At 64.5% G+C, this 12,287-nt stretch carries 11 protein-coding genes; 3 read left to right on the top strand and 8 right to left on the bottom strand.

The annotated features are described in order from the left end of the window. Window positions 1-117 precede the first annotated feature (117 nt). The gene (locus GXB81_RS23215) at window positions 118-1,227 is read left to right on the top strand and encodes a sorbosone dehydrogenase family protein (protein ID WP_241016485.1); all 1,110 of its coding nucleotides are present in this window, start codon (window positions 118-120) and stop codon (window positions 1,225-1,227) included. A 292-nt stretch (window positions 1,228-1,519) separates the two neighbouring features. Further along, the gene (locus GXB81_RS23210) at window positions 1,520-1,987 is read left to right on the top strand and encodes a TM2 domain-containing protein (protein ID WP_167050248.1); all 468 of its coding nucleotides are present in this window, start codon (window positions 1,520-1,522) and stop codon (window positions 1,985-1,987) included. A gap of 29 nt (window positions 1,988-2,016) precedes the next feature. Here the strand turns inward: GXB81_RS23210 and GXB81_RS23205 are convergent, their stop codons facing one another. Next, entirely contained in the window at window positions 2,017-3,162 is a 1,146-nt protein-coding gene (locus GXB81_RS23205) for a PA0069 family radical SAM protein (protein WP_205990434.1), read from the bottom strand. A 185-nt stretch (window positions 3,163-3,347) separates the two neighbouring features. Then, window positions 3,348-3,836 carry an Lrp/AsnC ligand binding domain-containing protein gene (locus GXB81_RS23200; protein ID WP_167050244.1) on the bottom strand — a complete coding sequence of 163 codons (489 nt, stop codon included), beginning with the start codon at window positions 3,834-3,836 and terminating at the stop codon, window positions 3,348-3,350. A 192-nt stretch (window positions 3,837-4,028) separates the two neighbouring features. On the opposite strand from GXB81_RS23200, the gene GXB81_RS23195 reads away from it, so the two are divergent. Next, on the top strand, window positions 4,029-5,315 hold the full coding sequence (locus GXB81_RS23195; protein WP_205990433.1) for a D-amino acid dehydrogenase: 1,287 nt from the start codon (window positions 4,029-4,031) through the stop codon (window positions 5,313-5,315). A 218-nt stretch (window positions 5,316-5,533) separates the two neighbouring features. On the opposite strand, the gene GXB81_RS23190 is transcribed toward GXB81_RS23195, so the two are convergent. The 6 genes from GXB81_RS23190 to GXB81_RS23165 all read right to left on the bottom strand — a co-directional run bounded on the left by GXB81_RS23190 (window position 5,534) and on the right by GXB81_RS23165 (window position 11,905). Next, entirely contained in the window at window positions 5,534-7,336 is a 1,803-nt protein-coding gene (locus GXB81_RS23190) for an acyl-CoA dehydrogenase (RefSeq protein WP_167050240.1), read from the bottom strand. A gap of 98 nt (window positions 7,337-7,434) precedes the next feature. Next, window positions 7,435-8,370, bottom strand: a complete 936-nt coding sequence (locus tag GXB81_RS23185; protein ID WP_205990432.1) for an electron transfer flavoprotein subunit alpha/FixB family protein — start codon at window positions 8,368-8,370, stop codon at window positions 7,435-7,437. Window positions 8,371-8,385: 15 nt separating this feature from the next. Continuing rightward, window positions 8,386-9,135 carry an electron transfer flavoprotein subunit beta/FixA family protein gene (locus GXB81_RS23180; RefSeq protein WP_205990431.1) on the bottom strand — a complete coding sequence of 250 codons (750 nt, stop codon included), beginning with the start codon at window positions 9,133-9,135 and terminating at the stop codon, window positions 8,386-8,388. Between the two features lie 248 nt (window positions 9,136-9,383). Then, window positions 9,384-10,181, bottom strand: a complete 798-nt coding sequence (locus tag GXB81_RS23175; protein ID WP_205990430.1) for a MetQ/NlpA family ABC transporter substrate-binding protein — start codon at window positions 10,179-10,181, stop codon at window positions 9,384-9,386. 46 nt (window positions 10,182-10,227) lie between these two features. Then, window positions 10,228-10,881 (bottom strand): methionine ABC transporter permease, encoded by a 654-nt coding sequence (locus tag GXB81_RS23170; protein WP_167049479.1) that lies wholly within the window; start codon window positions 10,879-10,881, stop codon window positions 10,228-10,230. Beyond that, window positions 10,871-11,905: a methionine ABC transporter ATP-binding protein gene (locus GXB81_RS23165; RefSeq protein ID WP_205990429.1), complete on the bottom strand. Its 1,035-nt coding sequence runs from the start codon at window positions 11,903-11,905 to the stop codon at window positions 10,871-10,873. Before GXB81_RS23165 ends, GXB81_RS23170 begins: the two co-directional genes overlap by 11 nt. Window positions 11,906-12,287: the final 382 nt, after the last annotated feature.

The raw sequence follows: 12,287 nt of genomic DNA, 5'->3' as shown, positions 1-12,287 counted from the left end.
CGCGAACCCGCCCAAATGCCCGAAATACCTGAAGGATCGCCCGTGAAACGCCCGCAGCCCACTCCGTTTCTGCCCGCTTTTTTTCTCTTTCTGGCACGCTTGACGGGGCTTGCCCGCATGGTGCGCAGCCGGATTCCGCGCCTCGCAGCCACAGCCGTGCTCGCCACACAGACACTGACAGCGGCGGCCTCGCTGCCCATCGAGAAAATCAGACTGCCGCAGGGCTTTCACATCGAAGTATTGTCGGATGAAGTGCCGAGCGCACGCGCAATGACGCTCTCGCCGAAGGGCATTCTTTATGTCGGCAGCCTCGACGGGCACGTCTACGCGCTCGAACTGCGCAACGGCCGCGTGACGGGCCGCCACATCATCGCTTCCGGCCTGCAGATGCCGGCTGGCATCGCATGGCACGACGGCGCGCTGTATGTATCCGCCGTGTCGAAGATCGTGCGCTTCGATGCGATCGACTCCCATCTCGGCGATCCGCCAAAGCCCGTCATCATTACCGACAAGCTGCCCACGGAGACGCATCACGGCTGGAAATTCATCGCGTTCGGCCCGGACGGCAAGCTCTACGTGCCGCAAGGCGCGCCGTGCAACATCTGCGACAGGGACCCGAACCGGTTCGCCCTGATCGGCCGCATGGACCCCGACGGCAACCACTATGAAGTCGTGGCGCGCGGCATACGCAATTCGGTCGGCTTCGCGTGGCACCCCGTCACGCACGAACTGTGGTTCACCGACAACGGCCGCGACCTGCTCGGCGACGACATCCCGAGCGATAAGCTGAGCCGCGCGCCGCGGCTCGGGATGAATTTCGGCTTTCCCTACTGTCACGGCGGCGACACGCCCGACCCCGAATTCGGTAAGGACCACGCGTGCAGCGAGTTCACACCGCCCGTCGCCAAGCTCGGCGCGCACGTAGCCGCGCTCGGCATGCGTTTTTACGACGGCGCGATGTTTCCGGCCGACTACCGCAACAACATTTTCATCGCCGAACACGGCTCCTGGAATCGCAGCAAGAAGTCCGGCTACCGCGTCGTGCGCGTGATCGCCGATCCGGACGGCGGCAACGCGCGCCAGGAAGTCTTTGCCGAAGGCTGGCTACAACCGGGCGAAACCGTCTGGGGCCGTCCCGCCGACGTGCTGCCGCTGCCCGACGGCTCGCTGCTGATCAGCGACGATTACGCCGGCGCGATCTATCGCGTGACGTATTCGGCGCCTTAGCGATCGTTCGCAGGCTTGCCCGACAACCCCGAGGGCAGCCCCTCTGCAGCACCCGCCAAACCTGCGGGCCGCGCCGAAGAAAATCCGTCCGCACGAGACGTCTGCGTTGCCGCAAACACCCTTACACAAACGTTCAGCCCTCACGGCCGGCTCCCTACCCGCCTTCAGCCCCGCGCCTAGTCGCAATGTGACCTCCCGCGCGCGGCAGGCGTAGAATGCGCGTCGGTCCGCGCCATGCGGCGCGCCGCTCCTGCCGCTCCTTTCGACCGCCCGTCATTCTGCCCACGCGTCCATGTCCACCGCTGCCTCGACTTCCCCGCGCTTCAGATCCAAGACCATTACCGCCGCGCTCGCGTTCCTTTTCGGCAGCCTCGGCGCCCATCGCTTCTATCTGTACGGCACCCGGGACATTTACGGCTGGGCGCATCTGATCGGCACGCTGATCGGCATTCCCGGCGTGATGTTGCTGATCGCCACCGAGCGCGCGTCGATACTCGGCTGGGTGCTCGCGACCATCGGCGCCATTTCGCTTTTCGCCGCGTTTCTTGCCGCGCTCGTCTACGGGCTGCGTCCGGATCAGAAATGGGACGCGCAGTTCAACGCCCACACCCAACGCAAAAGCCGCTCCGGCTGGACGGTCATTTTCATCGTCATCTTTTCGCTGCTGATCGGCGCGTTCCTGCTGATGACCGGCCTCGCCGTCTCGTTCCAGACCTACTTCGAGAGTCAGGTGGAAGCAGCCAAGGCGCTCTCGCAGTAACGGCCAGCGGGCGGGTTCCAGGCACCGCGCTAAAACAGCCTCAATTGCGGATTGTCGCGTGACGCTTCCCGCTCACGCGATGGCTCGCCCCGCCGGAAGTGCGACATGTCGAGAATGCCCCGGTCGCGCCCGTTCAGCCCCAAACGGCGCACGGTCTGGTGAAAACGCTGCTTGAGCATGTCCGCCCATAAACCCTCTCCTTTCATGCGCGTCGAAAACGACGAGTCGTAGTCTTTGCCGCCGCGCATGTCGCGCACGCGGCTCATGACCCGCTCGGCCCGGTCGGGAAAATGCGCGCTCAGCCAATCCTTGAAGAGCGGCGCGACTTCCCACGGCAAACGCAGCACGATATAGCTCGCGTTGCTGGCACCGGCTTGCGCGCAGGCTTCGAGCACGCGCTCCATGTCCGGTTCGGTGACGAACGGGATGACCGGCGCAATGCTGACACCCACCGGAATGCCGGCCTCGCTCAGCGTACGGATAGCGCGCAGACGGCGCGACGGCGTGGCCGCGCGCGGTTCGAGCGTGCGCGCGATGTCGGCATCGAGCGTGGTGATCGTGATCGCCGCCATGAATTGCCCGCGCGCGGCCATCGGCGCGAGCAGGTCGATGTCGCGCTCGATCAGCGACGACTTGGTGATCGCCGCGAACGGCTGGCTGCGTTCGCTGAGCACTTCGATCACACGGCGCGTCAGGCGCAAGTCGCGTTCGGCCGGCTGCCATGCGTCGGTGGCCACGCCGAGCGCGATCGGCTCCGGCACATAGGACTTCTTCGACAGCTCGCGTTCGAGCAATTCCGGCGCATTGATCTTCGCGTAGATACGGCTTTCGAAGTCGAGCCCCGGCGACAGTCCCAGATAACTGTGCGTCGGCCGCGCAAAGCAATAGATGCAGCCATGCTCGCAGCCGCGATACGGATTCAACGACACGCCGAACGGAATATCCGGCGACGCATTGCGCGTGAGGATGGTCCTGGCGCGCTCCTCGAACACCTGCGTGCGCAGCGCCCTCGGCTCGCCGTCTTCCGTGGCGCCCGGCAGCCAGCCGTCGTCGACCGCTTCGCGCTGGTCGACTTCGTAGCGGCCTTGCAGGTTCGTCACCGCCCCGCGCCCCTTGCGAGGCGCAGGCGGCGCAATCGGAAATTCGGGAATGGAAGAGGTGTCGGGATCGGTCACGGCAAGCCACGGCAAGAGCTACACAAACGCACGTCCAAACAAAAAAAAACGGCGCAAAATACCTGTATAAATATACAGTGTTTACGCCGTTTGTCGAGCGTTGTTTCCACGCCCGCGAACTGGGCGCTGAAGCCGCCGCCGCGCGCCCTTGCGCCTTTATTCCCTCTTGTGCCGCCTAGGAGCCGCTACTCGCCCACCGCGATCGTCAGCGTCTCCTTGATCTCCTCCATCACCACATAGCTCTTCGACTGCACCGCGCCCGGCAGCTGCAGCAGGATGTCGCCGAGCAGCTTACGGTAGTCGGCCATCTCGCCAATGCGCGCCTTGATCAGATAATCGAAGTCGCCCGAGACGAGATGGCACTCGAGTACCTCGGGGATCTTCTGCACCTCGCGCCGGAACTGGTCGAACATGTTGCCGCTCTTGTGGTCGAGCGTGATCTCGACGAACACGAGCAGCGCCGCGCCCAGCTCGGCGGGGTTCACGCGCGCGTGGTAGCCCATGATCACGCCGTCGCGCTCCATGCGCTTGACGCGCTCGATGCACGGCGTCACCGACAGCCCGACCTGCTCCGCGAGGTCCTTCATCGCCATCCGGCCGTCCTGCTGCAGGAGCCGCAGGATCTTGTGATCGAGCTTGTCGAGGGCCCGCACGGGCTGGCGCTGTGTACGCATGATGTTTTTTCTGAAAATGATGAAAATACGATAACAAAACCTGACGGGCTGTTAATAGTATAGCGGTTAACACTGGGCAAACCGCGTTACACCTCGGGTTAGCACTGACGAGTCGAACGTGAATCGAGCCAACTCGACACCTCCGGCGAACGCCACCGCCCTACTCACCTTTCTGAAATATCTGGAGCAGCTATGCGAGTCGTCGTTTTGGGCAGTGGCGTGGTCGGCGTGACGAGTGCGTACTATCTTGCGCGCGCGGGTCACGAGGTGACCGTCATCGACCGCGAGGCCGGCCCGGCGCTCGAAACCAGTTTCGCCAACGCGGGCCAGATCTCGCCGGGCTATGCGTCGCCGTGGGCTGCGCCGGGCGTGCCGCTGAAGGCCGTCAAGTGGATGTTCCAGAAGCATGCGCCGCTCGCGATCCGTCTCGACGGCACGGCGTTCCAGCTGCAATGGATGTGGCAGATGCTGCAAAACTGCACGGCGTCGCGCTACGCGGTGAACAAAAGCCGCATGGTGCGCCTCGCCGAATACAGCCGCGATTGTCTACAGGCGCTGCGCGCCGACACCGGTATCCGCTACGAAGGCCGCACCGGCGGCACGCTGCAGGTGTTCCGCACGCAGCAGCAGTTCGACGGCGCCGCGAAAGACATCGCCGTGCTGCAGGACGCCAATGTGCCGTACGAACTGCTGTCGGCGGCCGAACTCGCACAGGCCGAACCGGCGCTTGCCGCGGTATCGCACAAGCTCACGGGCGGCCTGCGTCTGCCCGGCGACGAAACCGGCGACTGCCAGATGTTCACGACGCGCCTGGCCGCGCTCGCCGAAGAACTCGGCGTCAAGTTCCGCTACAACACGCCGATCGACGCGCTCGCGATAGCGGGCGGCCGCATCGCCGGCGTGCAATGCAGCGGAGAACTGGTGCGTGCGGATTCGTTCGTGGTCGCGCTCGGCTCGTACTCGACGCGCTTCCTCGACGGCATCGTGAAGATTCCGGTCTATCCGCTGAAGGGTTACTCGATCACCGCGCCGATCGTCGATGCGGCGGCCGCGCCGGTGTCGACGGTGCTCGACGAGACCTACAAGATCGCGATCACGCGCTTCGACGACCGGATTCGCGTCGGCGGCATGGCCGAGATCGTCGGCTTCGACAAATCGCTGCGCCAGGCGCGCCGCGAAACGCTCGAACTGTGCGTGAACGACCTGTTCCCGGGCGGCGGCGATACGTCGAAGGCGACCTTCTGGACCGGTCTGCGGCCGATGACGCCGGACGGCACGCCGATCGTCGGCCGCACGCCGGTGCCGAACCTGTTCCTGAACACGGGGCATGGCACGCTCGGCTGGACAATGTCGTGCGGCTCGGGCCAGTTGCTGGCCGATCTGATGTCGGGCAAGCAGCCTGCCATCCGCGCCGACGATCTGTCGGTGCATCGCTATCTGGGTGAGACGGCGGGCGAGCATCGGCCGGCTTATGCGTGATCGAGCGGCGCAAGCAACGTTGACCTCGGCATCGAACGGCATGCCGATGCGTTGATACGGACGTAGCAAGCATCGCTGAGTGCGAACAGCAAAACCCAAATCGCAAAAACAAACGGCGCCTCACGAGGCGCCGTTTGCATTGCAGCCGGCATGAACAGCATGAACATCCAGAGAACGTCCGCCGATCATCCAGCCACGATCGCGTCACCCATCCGCGCTCAGAACTGATCCTCCGACAACGCCAGCACGCCCTCGCCGCCCTTCGCATTGACGATCGCCACTTCGAGCGCCGCCGCCTGCGGCAGCACATGCTCCGCGTAGAACCGCGCGGTCGCGATCTTCGCGTCATGGAACGCGGGATCGTCGGCGCGCCGCGCCGACGCCGCGAGCATCGCCCGCGCCATCTGCCAGCCGCCGAGCACGATGCCTGCGAGCTTCAGATACGGCACGCTGCCCGCGAACACCGCATTCGGATCGCCCTTCGCATTCGCGAGAACGAAATCGACGACCGCGTTCATCGCCCGCTGCCCCTGCGCAAGCTGCGTCTTCATCGACGCAAACGCCTGCCCCTGTTGTGCATCTTGCTGCGCGCCCAGCGCCTCAACCGTTCCGGCAATGCCCGCAAGCAGTTCCTTCGCAACCTTGCCGCCGTCGCGCAGCGTCTTGCGGCCGATCAGATCATTCGCCTGGATCGCGGTCGTGCCTTCGTAGATCGGCAGAATGCGTGCGTCGCGGTAGTACTGCGCGGCGCCCGTTTCCTCGATGAAGCCCATACCGCCATGCACCTGCACGCCGAGGCTCGTCACATCGACCGACAGTTCCGTGCTCCAGCCCTTCACGATCGGCACGAGGTATTCGTAGATCGCCTGATGCTGCGCACGCGTCGCTTCGTCCGGATGACGATGCGCGAGATCGCAGTGCGACGCCGCGACATACGCGAGCGCGCGCGATGCCTCGGTGAGGCCACGCATCGTCGACAGCATGCGGCGCACGTCCGGGTGCTGGATGATCGCGACCGACTGCTTCGCCGAACCATCCACGGGACGGCTCTGCACGCGCTCCTTCGCATACGCGACGGCCTTCTGGTACGCGCGGTCCGAGATCGCGACGCCCTGCATGCCGACCGCGAAACGCGCGGCATTCATCATGATGAACATGTATTCGAGGCCGCGATTCTCCTCGCCGATCAACTCGCCGATCGCGCCGCCGTGATCGCCGAACTGCAGCACCGCGGTGGGGCTCGCCTTGATGCCGAGCTTGTGCTCGATCGACACGCAATGCACGTCGTTGCGCGCGCCGAGCGAACCGTCCTCGTTGACGAGAAACTTCGGCACGAGGAAGAGCGAAATGCCCTTCACGCCTTCGGGCGCGTTCGGCGTGCGCGCGAGCACCAGATGCGCGATGTTCTGCGCCATGTCGTGCTCGCCCCACGTGATGAAAATCTTCGTGCCGAACAGCCTGAACGAGCCATCGGCCTGCGGCTCGGCGCGCGTGCGCACGAGCGCGAGATCGGAGCCGGCCTGCGGCTCGGTCAGGTTCATCGTGCCGGTCCATTCGCCCGAGATCAGCTTCGGCACGAAGGTCTGCTTCTGCGCTTCGCTGCCGGCCGTCAGCAGCGCTTCGATCGCGCCGTCGGTCAGCAGGGGACACAGCGCGAACGACAGGTTCGACGCGTTCAGCATCTCGACGCACGGCGTCGCGATCAGCTTCGGCAGTCCCTGCCCTTCATAGTCGAGCGGATGCTGTACGCCCTGCCAGCCGCCCTCGGCGAACTGGCGGAACGCGTCCCTGAAACCCGGCGTCGCGGTAACGACGCCGTCCTTCCAGCTGCTCGGATTGCGATCGCCCTCGACGTTCAGCGGCGCGAGCACTTCGCCGCACAGTTTCGCCGATTCGTCGAGCACGGCCTGGGCCGTGTCGAGGTTCGCGTCCTCGAAGCCGGGCAGCGTCGCGATGTCTTCGAGTCCGGCCAGTTCTTTCATCACGAACAGCATGTCCTTGATGGGCGCCGTATAGCTCATGTCGGTTCTCCTCCCTTGATATGAAAAAAGGGCGCGGGACTTGATCGGTCCTGCGCCCTTCGCTTGCTGTCGGCAGCCTTTTTCAGGCGCCGCGGCGCTTAGCCGAGTTCGGTCACGAGTTCCGGCACGAGCGTGAACAGATCGCCGACCAGACCGTAATCGGCGACGCTGAAAATCGGCGCTTCCTCGTCCTTGTTGATCGCGACGATCACCTTCGAGTCCTTCATACCCGCCAGATGCTGGATTGCCCCCGAGATGCCGACCGCGACGTACAGCTGCGGCGCGACGATCTTGCCGGTCTGACCCACCTGATAGTCGTTCGGCACGTAGCCCGCGTCGACCGCCGCGCGCGAGGCGCCCAGCGCCGCGCCGAGCTTGTCGGCCAGCGGCTCCAGAACCTTCGTGTAGTTCTCGCCGCTGCCCAGACCCCGGCCGCCCGACACGATGATCTTCGCGCTCGTCAGTTCCGGACGGTCCAGCTTCGTCACTTCACGGCTCACGAACTGCGAGATGCCCGCGTCGGCGGCGGCTTCGATCTTCTCGACCGCCGCGCTGCCGCCTTCGGCTGCCACTGCATCGAAGCCCGTCGTGCGGACCGTGATGACCTTGATCGGGTCAGCCGACTGCACGGTGGCGATCGCGTTGCCCGCGTAGATCGGACGCTCGAACGTGTCCGGCGAGTCCACCGCCGTGATGTCGCTGATCTGTGCGACGTCGAGCTTCGCCGCGATACGCGGCGCGATGTTCTTGCCCGAAGCGGTCGCCGGCGCGAGGATGTGCGAGTAGTTCTTCGCGATGTTCACGACCGTCGCTTCGACGTTCTCGGCGAGGCCCTGTTCGAGTTGCGGCGCGTCGGCCAGCAGCACCTTCGCCACGCCCGCGATCTTCGCGGCGGCGTCCGCTGCGGCCTGCGCGTTGTGGCCCGCGACCAGCACGTGAATATCACCGCCGATCTTCTGTGCCGCTGCGATCGTGTTCAGCGTCGCGGCCTTGATCGACGCGTTGTCGTGCTCTGCAATTACAAGATTCGTCATTTCTTTCCTCGCCCCTTAGATCACCTTCGCTTCGGTCTTCAGCTTCCCGACCAGCGTCTTCACATCCGGCACCTTCACACCGGCGGAGCGCTTCGGCGGCTCGGCGACTTTCAGCGTCTTCAGACGCGGCGTGACATCGACGCCGAGGTCTTCGGGCTTCACGGTTTCCAGCGGCTTTTTCTTCGCCTTCATGATGTTCGGCAGCGTCACGTAGCGCGGCTCGTTCAGGCGCAGATCGGTCGTCACGACGGCCGGCAGCGTCAGCGACAGCGTTTCCGCGCCGCCGTCCACTTCACGCGACACGGTGGCCTTGCCGTCTGCCACGACAACCTTCGAGGCGAACGTGGCCTGCGGCAGATTCGCGAGCGCGGCGAGCATCTGGCCGGTCTGGTTCGAATCGTCGTCGATGGCCTGCTTGCCGAGGATCACCAGTTGCGGCTGCTCCCTGTCGACCAGTGCCTTGAGCAGCTTTGCAACGGCCAACGGCTGCAACTCCTCGTTCGATTCGATCAGGATCGCACGGTCAGCTCCAATCGCCAGCGCCGTGCGCAGCGTTTCCTGCGACTGCGCCACACCCGCCGACACCGCGATCACCTCGGTCGCCACGCCCGCTTCCTTCAGGCGCACCGCCTCTTCCACCGCGATTTCGTCGAACGGATTCATCGACATCTTCACGTTTGCGATGTCGACGCCCGTGCCGTCCGACTTGACCCGGACCTTCACGTTGTAGTCGACCACTCTTTTCACTGGCACCAGAATTTTCATGCACACGCTCCAAAGTTACGAATACGTCAACCCGACGAACATTATAGCGACTGCCCTCATGGCAGCCCTGTCGCGGGCGCATTAGCGGGAGGATATCGCTCCTCCGCGGCGCAACGGCAATATCGAACGATCGTTCTATTTTAATCTCTAAAAAACCCGGGAGACAACCCCGGGCTCCGACTCGCACCTCTAATTTCGCCTTGCCGTCGTCTTCTTCTTGCGAAGTTGGCGAGCGTCGGCTTACCAGGCTACCAGGCGGTAATGACCGAGCCGCCAAACTTGTTGTCGATGAACTGCTTGACTTCAGGCGAGTGATACGCGGCAACCAGCTTCGCGACCCACGGCTTGTTTTTGTCAGCCTCGCGAATCGCGATGATGTTCACGTACGGCCCCTTCGGGTCTTCGATCGCGATCGCGTCCTGCTTCGGCTTCAGGCCCGCTTCCATCGCGAAGTTGGTGTTGATCGCGGCGGCATCCACATCGCCCAGCGAACGCGGAATCTGCGCCGCGTCGAGTTCGACGATCTTCAGCTTCTTCGGATTCTCGACGATATCGAGCGGCGTCGCCTTCAGGCCCGCGTCGGCGCGCAGCTTGATGAGCCCCTGCTTCTCCAGCAGCAGAAGCGCACGGCCGCCGTTGGTCGGATCGTTCGGCACCGCGATCTTCGCGCCTGGCTGCAGTTCGGCGAGCGTCTTCAGCTTCTTCGAGTAGATGCCCATCGGGTAGGTGACGGTGTCCGCGATACGGATCAGCTTGTAGCCACGGTCCTTCACCTGCGCCTGCAGATACGGGTCGTGCTGATAGCTGTTCGCGTCGAGATCGCCGCTCGCGAGCGCCGCGTTCGGCTGCACGTAATCGGAGAATTCGACGATCTTGATGTTGAGACCGTTCTTCGCGGCGACCGTCTTCACGACGTCCATGATCTGCGCATGCGGACCGCCCGTGACACCGACCTTGATCGTGTCTTCGGCGTGCGCCGCGTTCATGGCGAACAGCGAGGCCGCGCCGAGCGCGGCAGCCAGCTTGAGAATGAAGCGACGTTGCATGATGGACCCTCTCCGACTCTTCTAGCGGGTTATAACCCCGGTGGGTTTATTTGTGGCTCAGACGACGCACGAGCCAATCGCCAAACGACTGCACCAGTTGCACGAACACGATCAGGATCAGCACGACCGCGAGCATCACTTCGGGCAGGAAGCGCTGATAACCGTAGCGGATGCCGAGGTCGCCGAGACCGCCGCCGCCGATCGCACCGGCCATCGCCGAATAGCCGACCAGCGACACGAACGTGATCGTGAGCCCCGCGACCACGCCCGGCAGCGACTCGGGCAACAGCACCTTGAAGACGATCTGGCGGGTGGTCGCGCCCATCGCCTGGGCGGCCTCGATGAGCCCGCGGTCGACCTCGCGCAGCGCCGTCTCGACCAGCCGCGCGATGAACGGCACGGCGGAGATCGTCAGCGGCACGATGGCGGCCGCCGTGCCGATCGACGAACCGACGACGAGCCGCGTGAACGGAATCACCGCGACGAGCAGGATGATGAACGGTGTCGAGCGCACGGCATTCACGAGCACGCCCATCACGCGATTGAGGGCGACGTTTTCGAGCACGCCCTGACGGTCGGTCAGATATAGCAGCACGCCGAGCGGCACGCCGACCACGGCACCGATCAGTCCGGAAATGCCCACCATGACGAGCGTTTCCCAGAACGACTGGACGAACATATCGAACATTTCACTCAACATGCGAAAGCTCCTCGACCACCACACCCTGTTCGCGCAGATACGTGAGCGCCTGCGCCACCTTCGTTGGCTCGCCGCCCGCGAGCACCGCGAGCGAACCGAACGCCTGCCCCTGGATCTCGTCGATCTGGCCGTACAGGATGTTGAAGTCGAGTTCGTAGCGGCGGATCGTCTCCGAGAGAATCGGCTGATCGACACCCGAGCCCGTGAACGCGAGGCGCAGCAGATGGCCGCTGCCGGTCTTCAGACGCTGCGCGACGCGCGCCTTCATGGCGGGCGGCAATTCCTGCGCGATCACGTCGCCGATCAGCGCGCGCGTGACTTCGTGGCGCGGCTGCAGGAACACGTCGATAACCTTGCCCTCTTCGACGACACGGCCCGCGTCGAGCACCGCGACGCGGTCGCAGACCTGCTTGATTACGTCCATCTGGTGCGTGATCAGCACGATCGTGAGGTTCAGTTCGCGGTTGATACGCTTGAGCAGATCGAGAATCGCGCGCGTCGTTTCGGGGTCGAGCGCGGACGTCGCTTCGTCGGAAAGCAGCACCTTCGGCTTGCTCGCGAGCGCGCGCGCGATCCCGACGCGCTGCTTCTGGCCGCCGCTGATCTGCGCCGGATAGCGGTCCTTCTGCGCCGACAGGCCGACGAGGTCGAGCAGCGGCAGCACGTTGGCCTCGATTTCGTCGCGCTTCATGCCGGCCAGTTCGAGCGGCAGCGCGACGTTCTCGTACACCGTGCGCGAGGACAGCAGATTGAAGTGCTGGAAGATCATGCCGATCTCGCGGCGCGCCTCGCGCAACTGCGCGGCGGGCAGCGTCGTCAGATCGCGGCCGTTGACGACGATGTTGCCTTCCGACGGCCGCGTCAGCAGGTTGATCGTGCGCACGAGCGTGCTCTTGCCGGCGCCGCTGCGGCCGATGATGCCGAACACCTCGCCGGCCGGAATCGTCAGATTGACGTTGTGCAGCGCCTCGACCCAGCCCCGGGGCCCGGCAAACCGCTGCGAAATATTGCGTATTTCAATCATGGAAAACGAAACGGCGACGACTGCCGGCGAGCATGGTGCTCCCGGCAAGCGGCCGCCGTTGCTTTTATTGGGATTTGAGGCCGCCATTCTACCGCAGCGGCGACATACTCTTTAATAATCAATTCCGATCTTTTCATAACCTGAAAGCATTAGAGGGATGTACGGTGCGCGAAGCTCGCGTGCCCCGTGCCGCAGCGACTATGATCGGGCGACATCCAACCAGGACACGCCGCAGCCATGCCGACACCCCCGAGCCACACCGTGCGCGCCAGCGCGGGCAACCTCGCTGGCAACCCCAGCAGCGACGCGCCGCCGCGCGCGTCGGTGACGACCGCCGACGGCGTGCAGTTGCCACTCTATCGCTGGCAGCCCGCCGGCCCCA

Source organism: Paraburkholderia sp. Ac-20336 (genome assembly GCF_017105025.1).
Classification (GTDB): domain Bacteria; phylum Pseudomonadota; class Gammaproteobacteria; order Burkholderiales; family Burkholderiaceae; genus Paraburkholderia.
Note: the sequence above shows the minus strand (reverse complement) of the source record. Positions and strands in the feature narration are given on the sequence as shown.

What these genes read in the sequence shown, in the direction of transcription:
- GXB81_RS23215 (WP_241016485.1), top strand. Translation starts at nt 118, where the DNA reads ATGGTGCGCAGCCGGATTCCGCGCCTCGCAGCCACAGCCGTGCTCGCC.
- GXB81_RS23210 (WP_167050248.1), top strand. Translation starts at nt 1,520, where the DNA reads ATGTCCACCGCTGCCTCGACTTCCCCGCGCTTCAGATCCAAGACCATT.
- GXB81_RS23200 (WP_167050244.1), bottom strand. Translation starts at nt 3,836, where the DNA reads ATGCGTACACAGCGCCAGCCCGTGCGGGCCCTCGACAAGCTCGATCAC.
- GXB81_RS23195 (WP_205990433.1), top strand. Translation starts at nt 4,029, where the DNA reads ATGCGAGTCGTCGTTTTGGGCAGTGGCGTGGTCGGCGTGACGAGTGCG.
- GXB81_RS23190 (WP_167050240.1), bottom strand. Translation starts at nt 7,336, where the DNA reads ATGAGCTATACGGCGCCCATCAAGGACATGCTGTTCGTGATGAAAGAA.
- GXB81_RS23185 (WP_205990432.1), bottom strand. Translation starts at nt 8,370, where the DNA reads ATGACGAATCTTGTAATTGCAGAGCACGACAACGCGTCGATCAAGGCC.
- GXB81_RS23180 (WP_205990431.1), bottom strand. Translation starts at nt 9,135, where the DNA reads ATGAAAATTCTGGTGCCAGTGAAAAGAGTGGTCGACTACAACGTGAAG.
- GXB81_RS23175 (WP_205990430.1), bottom strand. Translation starts at nt 10,181, where the DNA reads ATGCAACGTCGCTTCATTCTCAAGCTGGCTGCCGCGCTCGGCGCGGCC.
- GXB81_RS23170 (WP_167049479.1), bottom strand. Translation starts at nt 10,881, where the DNA reads ATGTTGAGTGAAATGTTCGATATGTTCGTCCAGTCGTTCTGGGAAACG.
- GXB81_RS23165 (WP_205990429.1), bottom strand. Translation starts at nt 11,905, where the DNA reads ATGATTGAAATACGCAATATTTCGCAGCGGTTTGCCGGGCCCCGGGGC.